The 17,595-nt window shown below is 66.0% G+C and carries 9 protein-coding genes; 4 read left to right on the top strand and 5 right to left on the bottom strand.

All coding sequences use genetic code 11. The features are described 5' to 3' along the window. Nucleotides 1-68 precede the first annotated feature (68 nt). The 4 genes from CH262_RS07805 to CH262_RS07790 are packed head-to-tail and all read left to right on the top strand — an operon-like array spanning nucleotide 69 to nucleotide 10,621. Entirely contained in the window at nucleotides 69-6,491 is a 6,423-nt protein-coding gene (locus tag CH262_RS07805; RefSeq protein ID WP_094717326.1) for a type I polyketide synthase, read from the top strand. Then, a complete protein-coding gene (locus tag CH262_RS07800; protein WP_094717325.1) occupies nucleotides 6,488-7,864 on the top strand; it encodes an aminotransferase class I/II-fold pyridoxal phosphate-dependent enzyme in 1,377 nt (458 codons plus the stop codon). Before CH262_RS07805 ends, CH262_RS07800 begins: the two co-directional genes overlap by 4 nt. Then, entirely contained in the window at nucleotides 7,861-10,017 is a 2,157-nt protein-coding gene (locus tag CH262_RS07795) for an MMPL family transporter (protein ID WP_094717324.1), read from the top strand. The genes CH262_RS07800 and CH262_RS07795 overlap by 4 nt, the downstream gene beginning before the upstream one ends. Beyond that, on the top strand, nucleotides 10,007-10,621 hold the full coding sequence (locus CH262_RS07790; RefSeq protein WP_256988729.1) for an N-acetyltransferase: 615 nt from the start codon (nucleotides 10,007-10,009) through the stop codon (nucleotides 10,619-10,621). Before CH262_RS07795 ends, CH262_RS07790 begins: the two co-directional genes overlap by 11 nt. Here CH262_RS07790 and CH262_RS07785 read toward each other — a convergent pair. The 5 genes from CH262_RS07785 to CH262_RS07765 form a co-directional block, all read right to left on the bottom strand. Continuing rightward, nucleotides 10,618-13,188 (bottom strand): aminotransferase class III-fold pyridoxal phosphate-dependent enzyme, encoded by a 2,571-nt coding sequence (locus tag CH262_RS07785; protein ID WP_094717398.1) that lies wholly within the window; start codon nucleotides 13,186-13,188, stop codon nucleotides 10,618-10,620. The two genes, CH262_RS07790 and CH262_RS07785, sit on opposite strands and share 4 nt — an antisense overlap. Nucleotides 13,189-13,400: 212 nt before the next feature. After that, a complete protein-coding gene (locus CH262_RS07780) occupies nucleotides 13,401-14,261 on the bottom strand; it encodes a hypothetical protein (RefSeq protein ID WP_094717323.1) in 861 nt (286 codons plus the stop codon). Nucleotides 14,262-14,319: 58 nt separating this feature from the next. Next, complete coding sequence (locus tag CH262_RS07775; RefSeq protein WP_032365277.1) at nucleotides 14,320-14,997, bottom strand: hypothetical protein; 678 nt, start codon at nucleotides 14,995-14,997, stop codon at nucleotides 14,320-14,322. 83 nt (nucleotides 14,998-15,080) lie between these two features. Next, entirely contained in the window at nucleotides 15,081-16,328 is a 1,248-nt protein-coding gene (locus CH262_RS07770) for an MCE family protein (RefSeq protein WP_032365276.1), read from the bottom strand. Beyond that, nucleotides 16,325-17,590: an MCE family protein gene (locus CH262_RS07765; protein WP_094622919.1), complete on the bottom strand. Its 1,266-nt coding sequence runs from the start codon at nucleotides 17,588-17,590 to the stop codon at nucleotides 16,325-16,327. Before CH262_RS07765 ends, CH262_RS07770 begins: the two co-directional genes overlap by 4 nt. Nucleotides 17,591-17,595: the final 5 nt, after the last annotated feature.

The following is a 17,595-nucleotide window of genomic DNA, read 5'->3' as shown; positions in this document are numbered from 1 at the left end:
GCGCGTCTTTTCTTTTGCGCAACAAACGCATTCGCACAACACAACTCTTTGTCTCTCGGGGGGACAGCATGGTCGCGGTGGCAGTGGTCGGAATCGGATGCAGATTCCCAGGCGGGGTACACGATGGCCCCAGCTTCTGGAAGTTCATGCTCGACAAGGGCGACGGCATCGTCGACATACCCGCGGATCGGTGGAACGCCGATCGCTTCTACGACCCGAATCCCGACGCGCCGGGACGCGCCTACACCCGACGCGGCGGATTCCTGACCCAGTCGCTGTGGGACTTCGACCCCGAATTCTTCGGAATGTCGCCTCGCGAGGCCTCGGTGACCGACCCTCAGCAACGTCTCCTACTCGAAGTCGCCTGGGAAGCGCTCGACGACGCCGGGCACGCAGGCCGGGTCAGCGGGCAACCGATCGGAGTGTTCGTCGGCGGATTCACCAACGATTCGGCCGGGCTGCGCGCATCCAGTTCCGCACGTGCCCAAATCAATTCGCACAGCGCCACCAGTTCCTCGCATACGTTGCTCTCCAATCGCATCTCGTTCGCGCTCGATCTCGTCGGACCGTCCATGACGATCGACACCGCATGCTCGTCGTCCCTCGTCGCCGTTCACCAGGCCGTCCGCGCACTCGAGCGCGGCGAATGCACCATGGCCCTGGTCGGCGGAGCCAATGCGATGTTCCGCCCCGAGACGTTCGTCTCGATGTGCAAGGGCAGGTTTCTCTCGTTCGACGGCCGATCGAAGTCCTTCGACGCCGCCGCCGACGGATACGGCCGCGGCGAAGGCGCGGGCATGGTGCTGCTCCGCCCCCTGGCGGATGCGATCGCGGACGGGGACCGGATCTATTCGGTGATTCGAGGTTCCGGCGTGAACCAGGACGGGCGCACCATCGCCATTCCCGTCCCCAATCCCGTCTCGCAACACGCACTCGCCACCCGAGTGTGCGCCGAAGCAGGTATCGAACCCGGACGGGTCGGCTACGTCGAAGCGCACGGCACGGGAACCGCGGTGGGAGACCCACTCGAACTCGAGGCGCTCGGCGGAGCCTACGGCGTGGTCGACGGACGCGAAAGCCCGCTGGTGGTCGGGTCCATCAAAGCCGCGATCGGGCATACGGAAGCGGCCGCGGGCATCGCCGGCCTCATCAAATCGGCATTGACGCTGCACCATCGGACCATCGTGCCGCAGGCGTGGCTGCACACGCTCAATCCGGCAATCCCGTTCGACGAGCTGAACATTCGCATTCCGGTGGCCGTGGAACCCTTCGCCGATGCAGACCCGTACGTGGCCATCAACGGCTTCGGATACGGCGGTACGAACGCGCACGTCGTGATGTCTGCGGCACCGGCCCAGCCCGACGCGCCGGCCACCGGACCTGCGAACGACACCGTCGAACTTCGGCTGTTCCCCGTCTCCGGACGGACCGACGCGGCCGCACGTGCGTCCGCCGCGGCATTCGGAACTACGGTGCAGGATCTGATCGATTCCGGCCGCGCGGACGAACTACCTGCGCTCACCTCGGCCGCGTGGTCGCGTCGAGCCCACCACCCTGTCCGGGCCGCACTCCCCTACACCGATGCAGATGACTTGCTCGGCGCCCTGGTCTCGTTCGCGGGCGGCAGTGGGTCGACCGCCCACACCGTCGTCGGCCACAGCGCGGTGCCGGTGTTCGTCTTCAGCGGCATGGGCCCGCAGTGGTGGGCCATGGCCCGCGAACTGCTGCTCGCGGACGGCGAATTCGCCCGTGTCGCACGGCTCGTCGATGCTGCGTTCGTCGACATCGCCGGTTGGTCGATCATCGAGGAACTGACCCGGGACGAGGACGTATCCCGGGTCACCGATACCTCGATCGCGCAACCGGCGAACTTCCTCGTCCAGGTCGCTCTCGTCGCCGAGCTCGGCTCCCTCGGGATAGCACCGACCACGGTCGTCGGACACAGCGTCGGCGAGGTCAGCGCCGCTTACATCAGCGGAGCACTGAGCCTGCACGACGCCCTGCTCGTCAGCTACCACCGCGCCCGATTGCAGGCCACCACCGCAGGCTCCGGCGGCATGCTGGCCGTCGGATTGTCCGAGAACGATGCCATGGCCCGGATCCAGGAGCACGGCGTGTCCGCGGAGATCTCGGTGGCCGCGATCAACAGCCCGACCGCGGTCACGTTGGCAGGCGACACAACCACATTGGCAGCATTCGCCGAGATACTCACCGGCAGCGGAGTTTTTGCCAAGATGCTGCACGTCGAGGTGCCGTACCACAGCCACCTCATGGATCCCATTCTGGCGCAGATCGATTCGGCCCTGCACACCATCGATGCACAGGTCCCTGGCCTCGCGCTGTACTCGACGGTCACGGCAGAGCGCGTCACCGGCGCAGAATGGAACTCGAGCTACTGGTGCGACAACGTTCGACGCCCGGTGCGTTTCGCCGACACGATGGCCGCTCTCATCGCCGACGGCCACCGCGTCTTCCTCGAAGTCGGCCCCCATCCGGTGCTCTCGGGCAATATCAGGGAAATCCTGATCCGAGCCGGCGAGACCGGAACGTCGATCGGAACGTTGGTACGTGGGGCGGACGACCGATCGAGCCTGACGGCCGCAATCCAGGGTCTGTACGCGAGCGGCTCCTTCGACGGCTCTGCAGCCGTATCGCCGCACAGGGAGCTGCCCACATACCCGTGGCAACGCACACGCTGCTGGTCCGAGCCCGAATCCTCGATTCTCGACAGGTTCGGCGCCCCCGACACCTACCCCCTGCTCGGCGAACGTTCCGACGCGGCCGGTTCCCACTGGAGCGTCGAACTGGCCGTTGCCCAACTTCCGTGGTTGCGCGATCACGTCGTCGACGGTCTCGTGCTGCTACCCGGTACCGCATACCTCGACGCCGCACTGAGCGCCGCGGCCGCGCGGACCGGACATCCCGAGGCCGCAGCCGAGAACGTGGAGTTCGTCGCCCCGCTGGTGATCGACGCCGACGACGTTCCCGTTCTGCAGATCTCGGTGGAGGACTCGACGAGAAGATTCGTGCTGCGCTCGCGGTCGGCGGCCGACACCCAATGGACCGTCAACGCCACGGGCCGCCTCGTGGAGGGGCGATTCGACGCCCCGTTCGTCGCCGCTGAGATCTCCGACGCCGCCGTCGAGATCACCGGAGACGCGCTGTATCCGCTGCTCGCCGCGGCCGGGTTGCACTACGGACCGGCCTTCCAGGGCATCGTCTCCGCCCGAATCGACACCGACACAGTCGTCGCCGTCATCGACGCCGGCCGTCACTCCGGCTCCCGTCACCTGGTGCATCCCGCGGTACTGGACACCGCGCTGCAATGCGTCGCTGCACTGGCCGGAACCGCTGCACTGGCTGGAACAGCGCTGGGTTCGTCGGCTGCCGCCGGGGACCGCAGCGGCGCAGTGGTTCCGGCCACCATCGCGTCCGTCCGCAGGTACGGACCGATTCCCGACCATGCCGTCGTCGTGGTGCGGCGGACGGGATCCGACCCGATGCGAGCCGACATCACCGTGACCGACGACGAGGGCCGGGCCGCGGTCGCGTTGGGCGGCGTCGAGTTCAAACCGATTGCGCCGCCGCAGTCGCTGCACACCGAACTGGACCGGTTGTTCTACGAACCGGTGTGGGAATTGCGGGACAACCGCGATGCTCCGATGCCCGCAGCAGACACCGATCGCGACTTCGCTCTGGTCGTAGTGCTGGGCGACGCCGCAGCCGACAGCCGAGCACACACGCGCGCCGAGGCCATCGCCCGCGCCCGCCGAACGTCGGTAGTGTTGGCGCAGAACACCTTCGACGCCACCGACCTGACCAGAATTCTACGTACCGGTCTCGAGGCCGACGGTGTCGACCGCGCCACCGTCGTCGCCGTCGCCGGCGAGTTCGCAGACCCGGCGTCGGCCGTGCACGCCCTGACCACCATCGCACGCACCGTGCAGAACGCGCTGTACGGCGACTCGAACGGGCCGGCCTCCGAGCCGGGGTCCGTCACCGCGGTGATCGTGACCGAGAAGGCCTTCTGCATGCCGGGCGATCCCGCCGGCGCGCAGCTGACCCACTCCGGCCTCGTCGGTGCCCGACGGTCACTGCGCAACGAACAATCCCCTGCGGCGTGGCGTCTGGTGGACACCGAAGCCGACACCGATGTCGAGCAGGTGGTGACCGAGACGATCGCGTTCGGGCCCTACGCAGGCGACGATGCCGACGAGGTGGCTCTGCGCCAGGGTTCTCGATGGGCGGTGAGGCTGCGCAGCAATTTGCGTGACCACCTGGCGCTACGCGATACACCCGCCCCGCTACTGGACCGGGAGGCGTCCTTCGCGATCGAGGCTCCGGCATCGAAGATGTTGTCCGATATCGCCTTTCGCGCGACAGCGCGCATGGAGCCCGGCCCCGGCCAGATCGAGGTTCAGGTCCGCGCAATCGACATCAACTACAAGGATCCGCTCAAGGTCATGGGAGTGCTGACCGAGCGCGAACTCGCGGGTACCTACTTCGGCACGACACTCGGGCTCGGCGGACTCGGTGTCGTGACGCGCGTCGGACCGGACGTGGACGGCATCGCACCGGGCGATCACATCGGTTTGTGCTCACGAAACATCATGGCGCGCTTCGTCACCCTCGACGCCGACGAAGGGGGCTCGGCGAAGGTACCGTCCGACTGGGAGTTCGGGTGGTGCTCGTCGATCCTGCCGCTGATGTGCGCGCGATTCGGCCTACTCGATCTCGCCCGAGTTCGACCCGGCGAGACCGTCCTGATCCACGGTGCCGCGGGCGGGTTGGGATTGGCCGCAATCCAGGTCGCCCGCGGACTCGGAGCAGTCGTGATCGCGACCGCAGGCACCGAGGAGCGGCGAGCAGTCGCAACCGAGGCCGGTGCTCACCACGTGCTCGCGTCCAGATCACTGAACTTCGCCGACGACATTCGTGTGCTGACCGACGGACGAGGCGTCGACGTCGTCTACAACTCCTCGCCGGGTGAGATCATGGCCCAGAACCTGCATGTGGCAGCGGAATTCGGCCGCATCGTCGAGCTGGGGAAAGCCGACATCTACTTCGGCGGCGTACTGGACCTCGCCCCGTTCGATCGCAATCTCACCTTCTTCGCCGTCGACATGGACCGAATGTTCGAGTTCAAGCCGGCTCTGGCGCGGCAGGTCACCGAGGCCGTCATCGCGGGGTTGGTGGACCGCACGTACACACCACTGCCGTACACGACGTACCCGCTCGCTCGCGTCGCCGACGCGTTCGACGCTGTCGTGCGCTCCACTCACACCGGCCGCGTCGTACTGTCCTTCGACGACGACATGCCCTCGGTCCGGCCCGAGGTCCCGACCGTACGCATTGATCCCACGGCCGCCTACATCGTCACCGGCGGATTCGGCGCGTTCGGAATGGCGATCGCACGCTGGCTCGTCGCAGAGGGCGCACGACACCTCGTACTCGTCGGGCGCAGCGGAGCAACCACCGAGACCGCCATCGCGGGAGTCGCCGCGTTCGAGGCAGCCGGAGTACGAGTGGTCGCCGAACGCGTGGACATCTCGCACTACGACGCAGTGGCCGAACTGATCGGACGCACCGTCGCCGACGCACCGCTCGGCGGGGTGTTCCACACCGCCGGGGTGGTGGACAACCTGCCGGTCGCGAACATCACCGAACAATCCGTTCGAGAAGTGTTCGCGCCCAAGGTAACCGGCGCACTGAACCTCGATCGCGCACTCGACGTCGCCGGTATCGATCCTGCGATCTTCGTCCTGTTCTCCTCGATGAGCAGCCTCAGCGGTGGCACTCCGCAGGTGTCCTATTCCGCCGCCAACTCCGTGCTCGATGCACTCGCCTGGTCCCGGCGTGCCCGCGGTAAGTCGGCATTGACGGTCAGTTGGGGCGCGATGAGCGGAGGGGGCATGGCGGAAACTGCGGAGGAGGTGGTGCGCTACCTCGACATGCTCGGCTTTCGCAATGTCGACATGGACGCCGCGGCCCGCTATCTGGGCGAATGCCTGACACTGGATCTCCCGCACGTGGCCGTCGTCGGAATCGACTGGGAACAATGGGGTATCGCCAACCCCGCGTCCGCGCACATCCCACGCTTCGCAGCGCACATCGCCGCAGCGAGCACCGGCGGGTCGGGCGTCACCGCACTGCACGCCGAAATACTCGCGCTGCCCGAGGACCAACGCGCGGACGTGCTGACGTTCGTTCTGGCCGAGCAGCTCGCTGCCGTCATGGGCATCGATCCGGATGCAGTCGACACCTCGACACCCTTACCGGAACTGGGCCTCGACTCACTGATGGCAGTCGAATTCGCCGCTCGGGTCGGCAAATCCGTGGGTCTCGAAATGTCGGTGCTCGAGTTCGGGCGTGGTCAAGGCCTTGCCGCGATCGGAGCGAAACTCGCTGCGAGCATCACCAGGAATGCCGCCGCGGGTAACACCGCATCTACCGTGCCCCCGTCCGCCCCTCTGGAAGCGGTCGCACCATGAGCGTCGATTCACGAGAGATCGCTCGCAGGCTGCTCGCCCGCGGCGGGTACTCCACGGTGAACGTGGACACCGGCCCCGAGTCGATCGGCCGTGGACCCACAGCCGCCGAACCTGCCGCTGCCGGGCACGGTAAGGGGCAGCGAAGCGGGTCTCTGGCCGATCATCCCGACGTCGCGGCGACCACCGCACAATTCGACGGAGTCGACCGGATGTTCGCGGAACTCGGTGTGCCCAACCCGCTGTACCTGCCGCACGACGGCACGGCCGGAGCAACCATCCGACAGCTCGACCGCGACATGATCAATTTCGGCAGCTTCAACTACCTGGGACTGAGCTCGGACCGGCGCGTGATGGACGCAGCCAAGGACGCGATCGATCGTTACGGAACATCGGTGTCCGGCAGCCGCATCGTGAGCGGCCAGATTCCGCTCTACGAGGAGTTCGAGTCGGCGCTCGCCCGCATCTACGACGTCGACGACACGGTGATCACCGCAAGCGGGTACCTCACCAACGCCGCCGCGGTCGGCTACCTGCTGGGCAAAGGTGACCTGGCAGTGTGCGACACCCTGGTCCACAGCAGCATCGTCTCGGGGACCGAATGGGCAGGGTGTCGACGAGTGTTGTTCCGTCACAACGACCCCGATGCACTCGAGGCGATACTGAAGATGTCGCGCGGCAGTTTCGCACGCGCGATGGTGATCCTCGAAAGCCACTACAGCATGGACGGCGACGTCGCCGTACTCCCCGAGTTGATCGCCGTGGCCCGGCGTTACGACTGCGCCGTGATGGTCGACGAAGCACACGCGTTCGGCGTACTGGGTCAGCGCGGCCTCGGCATCCGCGAACTCTACGGCCTGCCCGGCGACGCCGTCGACGTGTGGATGGGAACCATGTCCAAGGCCCTCGGCAGCGTCGGCGGGTTCCTGGCCGGCTCCCGCGAGCTGATCCGCGGATTCAAGTACTCCGCACCGGGATTGAGCATGTTCACCGCCGGACCCGCGCCGTCCGCAGTGGCAGCGGCGAATATGGCGCTGAACGTGCTCACCGCCGAACCGGACCGTGTCGAACGCCTGCGCGAGAACGGCCGCTATGCGTTCACCCGCGCACGCTCTCACGGGTTCGACACCGGGACCGCCGAGGGCACGTCCATTCTGCCGATCGTCATCGGCGACACCCAACGAACCGTACTGGCCTGCGTCGCACTGTTGCACCAGGGCATCAACGTCAACGCCATCACCTATCCCTCGGTACCGGTGGGCCAGGAACGGCTCCGGTTCTTCCTCTCGAGCGAACACACGCACGCACAGATCGACGCCGCGTTGACCGCACTGGCGTCCTTCGTCGACTGCGTCGACGCCCCGGGTGCGTCGTGACCACCGGCACCGGCCCGGTCGACTTCGTCGTCGAACGTGCGCGGTGGGTACTGGTCACCGTGGTCGCGCTCGTGCTGGCCGCGGGTGCGTGGGGCATCGGTGTCGTCGACGAACTGAGCCTGGGCGGGTACACCGACCCGGCCAGTGAATCGGCCGAAGTGGACGCGTTGGTCGAATCGCGTTTCGGCCGAAAGGTTCCCGACGTCGCGGTGGTCTTTACCCCGACGGACGGACGCTCGATCGACGACATCGGCGACACCGTTCTCGGTCGCCTCGACGACATCGACGACGGACTGCTCGCCCGCACTCCCATCACCTACTGGACCGTGCCGGACGCGTTCGCGTCGGGTCTGCGATCGTTCGACGGCCGGTCCGCACTCGCGGTCCTGACACTGACCGGCGACGAGGACCGACGCGTCAAGACCTACCGGGACCTGCGTGCGGAGTTGACGATCGACGGCGCGACCGTGCAGTTCGGCGGCTTCTCGGCCATCGCCGACGCCTACAACGAGCAGGCGCGAGCGGATCTGGTGCGGGCCGAGACAATCACGTTCCCGATTCTGCTCGTCCTGCTGCTGTTGATATTCGGCGGACTCGTCGCTGCTGCAACGCCGTTGGTCATCGGCGGCATGAGCGTCGTGGCGTCGCTCGCCGTACTGCGTGCACTGAACGAGGTCACCGAAGTATCGGTGTTCGCCACCAATATCGCCTCGCTCGTCGGACTCGGGATGGCCGTCGACTACAGCCTGTTCGTCATCACGCGTTTCCGCGAGGAACTACGTGACGGCCGAGACCCGGCAGATGCGGTGCGCCGCACGATGTTCACCGCAGGCCGCACCGTGGCGTTCTCGGCCCTGTTGCTCGTCTGTGGGTTCGTGGGCATGCTGATCTTCCCGCAGTCGATGATTCGATCTCTCGGCTTCGGCGGCATGGCCGCGGTGGCCGTTGCTGCCGTCATCTCACTGACCGCACTGCCCGCAGCGCTCGCGATCCTCGGACACCGTATCGACTCGTGGAGTTGGCGCACAGGCGCTATCGACCGAGGCGACGCACGCGCCCAACGGTTCTGGGGCACGGTCGCAGACCGCGTCATGCGCAGACCGGTGCTCGTCGTCGTAGCCATTGTCGCGATACTTGCACTGCTCAGTGCGCCGATTCTCGGTGCCCGGTTGGGCGATCTCGACCACACGGGCCTCCCCTCCGACGCGTCCGCGAAAATCGCCACCGAGAAGCTGTTCACCGAATTCCCGCTCGCGAACACCGGTGTCACCGTCCTCGTCGAATCCGACACCGACTCCCCACCGAGTCCCGCAGCGGTCGCCGAAGTGACCAGAGCGGTCGACGCGTCACTCGGTGTCGTTGCAGCAGTCCCCGGCGGAACCGTGGACAACCTGACCGTCGTCGACGCCATCATGAGCTCACCCGATCGCACGGCAGGTGCCCTGGAGACACTGGACTCCATCCGGTCGATCCCGGCCCCGATCGGGACGACATTGCGCGTGGGCGGCGGCACCGCGCAGAGCCAGGACGGCATGGACGCCATCTACGCGACGCTTCCGTGGATGCTGACCATCATGGTTCTCGCCACGTTCGTGATGACGACGGTGGCGTTCCGCTCGATCGTGCTCAGCGTCAAGGCAATTGCGATGGCATCGATCAGCCTCGGTGCCACCTTCGGAGTGCTCACCTGGATCTTCGTCGACGGCCACGGTGCCGAGTGGATCGGCGTCACCCCGGGGCCGTTGCAGTCGACGATGAGCATCCTCATCATGGCGGTGGTGTTCGGCCTGTCCACCGACTACGAGATCTTCCTGCTCTCCCGCATCGTCGAAGCACACGATTCAGGAGCCACCACCCGGGACGCCGTCCGCATCGGTGCCGCCCACACCGGACGCGTCGTCACGGCCGCCGCGCTACTGCTCATCACCGTCACCGCATTCTTCTCGCTGTCCGAACTCGCCATGATGCGGCTCGTGGGCATCGGCATCATCGTCGGTCTCGTCATCGACGCCACCATCGTGCGCATGATGCTGGTGCCCGCGCTCGTCGCGTCGATGGGCAACGCCAACTGGTGGCTGCGCCCCACCCCTAAGCGACCGCAGGCCACACCACGTCCGCACTCGCCCGCAGAGGAGACCAGCCGTGCCCATTGAGATCCGAACGGCCACCACAGCAGACATCGCCGAAATGTCCACGATGATGGCACGCGCCTTCCAGGACGACGACCCGGTCAGTGAATACTTCTTCCCGGACGCGTCCAGCCGCCCGAGCAAACAGCGGCGCATGATGGCCGCACTGATCCGCCACCGCTACATTCCCGCAGGTGGGGCCGACCTCGCCGTCGAGAACGGCCGCATCGTCGGAGTGTCACTGTGGCATCCACACGACGCCCCCGCGCCACCGTGGTGGCGGCAGCTGGTGTCCGGTCCACATCTGTTGTGGGCCATGGGTTCCGGCACCCGGGCCGGCATCGAGATGGATCGGCTCCTGACCGAGAACTCCCCCGCCCCCGACGCTGTGCTGTGGGTCTACCTCGGCGTCGAACCGTCCACACACCGATCCGGTGTCGGTGCTGCGCTGTCGGCCCACGTGCAGGCGCGCACCGATCGCGAGGGCCGACCTCTGTACGGAATCTGCAAGGAGGGCAACCTCGGATTCTGGACGGCGATGGGCTTTGTGCCATGGGGAACCGCCCGCATCGGCGCGGCGGGACCGGAGGTCCACCTGCTCTCGCGACCTCCGGCCCCGGTCACCTAGTGAGCGTCCTGACGCCACCGGGTGGCCTCGGCGAGCGTGAAGCCGTGAACGTCGGCCAGCGCACCCAACCGTTCGACATTCTCACCGTCCAGAGTGGTCCCGATGCTGCGGAGCGCGAATTCGCCCGACAATGCGATCAGCATCGTCTCGGCCATGCACGCGTACGTCAGCCCCGGAGCCAACCCGTACGTCAAACCGAAGTCCGAGCCCGACGGCACCCGCACGATTCCGCCGTCGAACACCGTCACGTCCGGCCGTTCACCGCGGACGTCCCGGCCGATGTTCGGCGGCTGCGCCACGTCGCAGACGATGGCCCCCTGCATCAGGTCCGTCGGATCGATCAACGACTGCGGAGCCGACGTCGCCGCGATGACGATCAACGAATCCCGCACAGCAGCAACAGGATCGGTGAAGAATTCGATGTGCCGCGAACGGATCAGATCGTCGAGGTCGCCGTCGACCTCGGCGGCAGCCACCGCCAGGTCACCCGAACCCGAACCGGCACTCGCCACCATCTCCTGCGCCGCAGCCCACAACTTCGGCGCGATCACCGAGTTCTCGCCGCGCCTGCCCACCAACGCGATACTGCCGACCTCACCCGCCAATTGCTTGCCGATGGTCCGTCCGATCGCCCCACCCGCACCGAGAATCGTCACCCGCGCGCGAGCGACATCGATACCCCGTTCCTGGCATACACGTCGGACGGCCCGCAGACTCGCGGCCGCGGTGAAGGTGTTGCCCGTCGTGATCGGCCGAGATGTCGCACCGAGACCCAGCCCGTTTCCGGTGATCACCGACGAGTACCCGCCGAGTCCGACCACGGTTGCCCCGCGCGAGATCGCGAGTTCGACGGCTCCGCCCACCACTGCCAGCGCACGCTCGGTCGGCAGCTGCAGCAACTGCTGGGAGGTGTACGGCAGCCCGATCAGGTCGCCGTGCGCAGTTGCGTCTCCGAATCCGGACACCCGCCCGCTGCCGATGACGAACGAGGCCGGATCGAGCTCGGACGTCGACGCAGCGAATCGCTCCAACAAGTCCTGTCTCTCGGCATTGTCGAACACCTCGAGCGCAGGATCGAACGCAGCGAAGAAGCCGAGATCGAGAGGATGGGCGATGAAGGCGAAGCGTCGATCGCCCGGCCGTACCGCGATGTCGGGAGTACGGCCCGGACGCAATGCCGTGAGCGCCGCGGGAGTGGCGACAGTCGGACGCCCGAGCAGATGCCCGAACAATCCGTCCATGTCCCCTTCGGCCGCGTAGCCGAGCGCGCGATCGAGGGCAGCGACCAGACGCGAGCATGCCGACGAGGAAACCGTCAACGGTGGTTCGATACGAATCACCCTGTTGCCGAACAGAGTCGGAGCCACGCGAATGCCCTCGACGTTGAGCAGATACGAGCAGATCACCGCGGACAGGTTGTGCTGATCCGCGATCGAACCGAGCAGAGACTGCCGTCCGACGAAGTTCACATCCGCGGTGAGTTCGATTCCCAGCAGTAATCCGCGACCACGTACCTCGGTGACCACCGAGGGATACTTCTCGGCCAGGCCGGCCAGATCGTTCTTCAACTGTCGTCCGAGCGCGGCAGCTCCGGTGACCACCGCGCAGTCGTCTCGGGTCAACTCCTCGAGGACGGCCAGGCCGACCCGTGCGGCCAAGGCATTGCCCGCGAACGTCGACGTGTGGCGAAGCGCGAAACTCTCCCCCACCAACTCCGGGCGGCACAGCACCGCGCCCACCGGCACGATCCCGCCGCCGAGCGCTTTCGCGAGAGTCAGAATGTCGGGAACCACGCCCTCGTGCTCGGCTGCGAACATCCGGCCGGTCCGGCCGAGTCCCGTCTGCACCTCGTCGAGCGCGAGCAACACACCGTGGCGGTTGCAGATCTCCTGGACCTGCCGCAAGTAGCCGTCGGGCGGGCACACCACGCCGCCCTCACCCTGAATCGGCTCGACGAGGAACACCGCATAGTGATCCGGCGCAGCCGCCAGAGCCGCGTCGAGTGCCTCTGCATCGCCGAACGCGATGTGGTCGAATCCCAATACCGGAGCCCCGAATCCACTCTGGTACTTGATATTTCCCGTCGCCGACAGCGCCCCCAGCGTCTTGCCGTGAAAACTGTTCCCGGTCGTCAACACCCCGAGGCGGCCGGTATGGGCCCGCGCGATCTTCAGCGCCACCTCGGTCGCTTCGGTGCCACTGTTGACGAACGTCGTACGCGTCAATCCCTCGGGTGCGATTCTCCCCAGACGATCGGCCAGTTCACCTGCGGCGGTGAGCACCGAGGGCTGCACGAAGATGGGCTCGCCGCTGCAACGAACATCGTTGATCGCCTGCCAGATGGGCGTCGGCCCGTGCCCGAACGGCAGCGCCCCGTAGGCACCCGCGAAGTCCAGAGACCGACGGCCCGCAGAATCGAACAGCACGGTGCCGTCGCCGCGGACGTACTCGCGATCGAGATTCAGCGCAGTGAGCAGTCGGTACAACTCGGGATTGACGCTGCCCGCAAATCCCGAGCGACCCGACCGCTCGGGTACTACAGATACATCGATTGTCGTGTCAGTCATGACCAGCATGCTCCGTTTTCATCGGATCCATCCCTGGCCGTCGAGCATCGAATGGTTGTCCCGAACAACCAGGGCTCGCCCCAAGCCAGGACGCAAACGCGATGGTAGACCTGGCCAGGGACACCGACGGTGACCGTGAAAACAACGAAAAGCCCCGTCCGAGCAGCGCTGACGCTGCATCGGACGGGGCCGAAGTATCGACCGGCCGGGGTCTACTGGTCGTCGATCGCCGACAACTTCCAGGTGCCGTCGATCTTCTCCATGTTGACCGTCAGAGGGCCTTCCGCACTGCCGGAGGCAACGCCGTTCTGAGTAGCGCTGATGTTGACGTTTGCGATCAGTTCGGCCTTGTCGTCCTCGAGTCGCGAGACGCCGATATCGGTGACCATTGCCTCGGTGCCGGTATCGGTTTGCACCACAGCAGATTTGGTGGTTTCGGCGGTGGAGTTGAACTCGTCGAGCATCGACTGATTGAGCACCGCCCGCGCCGCATCGAAATCTGCATCGATTGTCTCGGCCTTGTACGTGTACAGGGTCTGCAGAGCGTCGGTAGCTGCCGACGTCACCTCTTGCGTCCCCGAAGAATCCACCCATGCCTTGTTGTCGATCGTCGCGAACGGCTTGAATGCAGCGACGGCTGCGAAAGCACCGAGAACCACGGCGATGACCGCGACCACGATCACGTGCTTGAACCCGATACCCGACGCCGACCTCGGCGATTCGGTCGTCTCGGTCGTCTCGGTCGAGGTGGGCGCGACCGGTTTCTTCAGCCCGGCCCTGGACGGACGCGACTTGTCCTGCTGCGTGTCGACGGGCTGCGTCTCGGCTGGCTGTGTCGTGGCCGTATCCGTCTCGACCGGATCTGTCTTGTCCAGTCTGGGCTTCTCCGACGCGGGTGTGGTGCCGACGGCTGTCTCGGTAGCCGTGGCGTCGGGTGCCGCTGTCTCGGGTGCCGCTGTCTCGGGTGCCGGTGCGTCGGTCTCGGCCGACGTCGGCTTGGCGGTGCCGGCTACCTTTCGACGTACCTTGCTGGTGGTCGTGGGGGGAACGATCTTGCGACGCTGGGGAGGCACTGCAGAACTCCTTCGAGGCTTACTTCGGTACAGATGGACGACGGCGCTGCCGGCAAACTCAGTTGCCGCCGGTGTTCGGCTGGGGGGCCGGCGTCGCTTCCGTACTGGGGTCGACCGCGTTGGGGTCGGTGGGACCACCCGGTTCCGTCGGAATGACGGGGTTGGTGTTCGGGTTGTCGAGAGAGATCCGCGAACCGATGGGATCGACCTTGTTGGTCTTCCACACCCCGTCTACGTCTTCCATGGCCATCCGCATGGTCAGCTTGCTGCGCTCCACCCGGTCGGGCCAGGTGGTGGTCGTGGCGATGACGACGAGCGCCGTTGCGGTGTTCTCGTCGGTGCTCAGCTCGGTGAGGGTGCCGTGCAGCACCTCGGCTTCGCTCTTGGCACCGGACTGACGAACCTGATCGGTGATTCCCGAACGGGTCTGCTCCAGATCGTTGAGCATCAGATCACCGGTGATCGAGGACTTCATGTTGTCGAACGACTGGTCGATGTTGGCTGCATCCACAGTGTTCAGGTTGACCGCAGCCTGCTGAGCGCCGGTGAGCGCCGCATCGCGGGTGTCGGCGGTGGGCTTCTCACTCAACAGCGCCGTGCCCCAGCCGTATCCGAAGAACACGGCCGCTGCGAGCGCCGCCACGGCAATCACCGTGACGACGGCCAACAGAATCTTTGCTGTCTTGCTTGACCCTGGAGTCGCGGGCGACTCCAGGGTTTCGGTGCTCGAGTTCACACTGCCACCCTACTACTCGGTAATATCCGGCCGAACCGCTCTCGGCCCGATAGTAGTGCTGAGCAGCAGTTCCTTCGGTCCCGCTACTTCGGCGTGACGCCGAGGAGCGGTGCCAACTGGGTGGCGATGGGGTTGAGGTTGAGCTTCTCGGGATCGACCTTGGGCTTGAGGTCCCACGGCTGCGGCACGTCCGGATCGGCGAACACGATTCGGTTCGCGCTACGGACACCGGTGACGCTGCCCTGCGGCGTCGCGCAGTTCGCGTCGAGGTTCAGTGGGTAGTTCTCCCGAGTCTCGTCGAAGTTCGGATTCTTCCGCTTCTCCTCGTCCAGGATGGCCTGGCTGCCCTCGTAGCCGACGGTGCACGGCGGCGGGTTGTTGGTTTCGAGCAACAGACCCTGATGGATAGTGCCGTCGTTCGGGACGATGGTCGAGATACCGGCACCGAGTGCAGGCAGGAACGTCAGGAACGGACGGAGCGCGACCGTACGCGGCTCGGCCTGAGCCGCGACCAGGGCCAGATTGTTGATATCGGTCGTCAACGCCGGGCCTGCATCGGTGATGAGACCACCGACCTGGTCTCCGGCAGCAGTTCCGGTATCGATGAGACGACGGATATCGGGATCACTCGACTTCAGCTGAGCCGTCACCTGATCCAGGCTCGTGCTGAATTCGCGGATGAGATCCGACTGCTCGGACTGTGTGTCGAGCACCGGCACCGCGTCACGAACCAGCGACAGAGTCTGCGGCAGAGCCTCGTTGGCCGACTCGGAGATGTTCCCGAGCGAATCGACCAGAGACTGCAGGTCGTTGCCCTTGCCGTCGAACGCGACACCGAGCTCGTTGACCACATTGGTCAACGTGTCCAGCGGCACCGACCTGACCAACGTGTTCGTGTTCGCGAGCACGTCCTCCACCGGAACCGGCGTAGCGGTGTCGGCCTGTGCGATCTCCGAACCGTCCACCAGGAACGGACCCTGATCGGACTGCGGCTGCAGGTCGACGAACTGCTCGCCGATCGCGGAACGGTTCGCAACGACGGCCTTGGTGTCGGCCGGGATGTCGGGTCCACCGTTGTCGAGTTTGAGTGCCACCCGGACACCGTCCGACGTCAACTGCAGATCGCCGACGGTTCCGACCGGCACACCGCGGTACGTCACCTCGGCATTGGAGAAGATGCCGCCGGAGTCGGCCAGGTTGAGTGCGACCTCGTACTGCCCGAACCCGAGCATGTTGTCCAGGCGGACGTACTTGCCACCGACGTAGATCAGCCCGAGCAGGGCGACCACGACGAACGCGACCAACTGAAAGCGAACGAGCTTCGATCTCACTGTCCAACTCCGAATCGTTCGAGCAGATCGGTCACGGGAGCCAACGGGTCGAACGGTGCAGGCTCGGCAGCACCGGCGGCCTCACCCGCAGGCGCACCCGGTCCGGGAACCGGCGACGGAATGATGGGCGGCAACGGCAGCAGCGAGATCGTCGGCCAGCCCGGACGCGGGCCGTTTCCGTTGTAGTACGGATTCGACGGATCCACGACCGGCAGCGTGTTGCCGTACTTCGGCTGGATGTAGACCGGATCGCCCTCTCCCACACCGAAGTTCCGCAGCGCCGTACCGATCGAGAGATCCAGCGAGAGGAACAGGTTGGCCGAGTTGCCCTCGATGATCTTCTCGGTGCCGTCCGCGAACGGCAGTGTCGGGATCACCGCGAGGGAGGTGACGACGTCGTCCGCGGAATCGGCCAGGGCCTGCAGCGTCGGACGCAGTGCACGCAGATCTGCGATCAGGTCGTCCTTGGAGCGATCGATGACATCGGTGCCGACGGCCCCGAGTCGATCGAGTGCCCCGAGCATCTCGGTGAGCTGCGGGCGTTGCTTCTCGAGAACTTCCGTCGCGATCGGCAGGTCTTTGAGAACTGCGTCGATCTTGTCGGTCTGCGAGTTGACGCGACCACTGAGAGTGTCGAGACCGTCGATGGCGCGGGTGATGTCGTCGCGCTGCTGATTGAGACCGTCGATCAACGTATTGGCCTGCTGCAGAAGCTCTTTGGTCTTGCCTTCGCGACCGTCGAACGCCGTGCTCAGCTCTTTGACGATCGGCGAGAGCTGCCCGACGCCGCCGCCGTTGAGCAGCAGCGACAGGGCACCGAGTACCTGCTCGATGTCGGTTGCGTGGCGGGTGCGATCGAGCGGGATCGTGGCACCGTCCTGCAGACGTGCAGCCTCTTCGTCACCGGGAGGTGCGGAGAGCTGCACGAACTTCTCACCGAGCAGGTTGGTCTGCTGCACCGACGCGATCGCGTTGGCCGGCAGATCCACGTCGGAGTTCAGGATGACGTTGACATCGGCGGTCCACCCGTCGTTCGGCACCGAGATGGAGTCGACGCGACCGACGGGGACACCGTCGACCTTGACGGTCGACTGCGGCACCAGGTCCAGCACATCGTCGAACTGCACCGTCAGATTGAACGGGTTGTCGCCGACGTCGGCACCACCGGGTAGCGGAATGGCATAGATGCCGGCCGACGAGCACGCGCCGGCAGACAGCGCCACCACGCACAACCCGGCTCCGAGGGTCAACGAACGTTTCACGCGAG

It is taken from the genome of Rhodococcus sp. 05-2255-1e (assembly GCF_002259025.1).
GTDB classification, from domain to species: domain Bacteria; phylum Actinomycetota; class Actinomycetes; order Mycobacteriales; family Mycobacteriaceae; genus Rhodococcoides; species Rhodococcoides fascians.
This window is presented reverse-complemented; position numbering and strand designations above follow the sequence as displayed.

Excerpts from the sequence above, each read along its gene's own strand:
- CH262_RS07805 (WP_094717326.1), top strand. The coding sequence starts at position 69 with ATGGTCGCGGTGGCAGTGGTCGGAATCGGATGCAGATTCCCAGGCGGG.
- CH262_RS07785 (WP_094717398.1), bottom strand. The coding sequence starts at position 13,188 with ATGACTGACACGACAATCGATGTATCTGTAGTACCCGAGCGGTCGGGT.
- CH262_RS07800 (WP_094717325.1), top strand. The coding sequence starts at position 6,488 with ATGAGCGTCGATTCACGAGAGATCGCTCGCAGGCTGCTCGCCCGCGGC.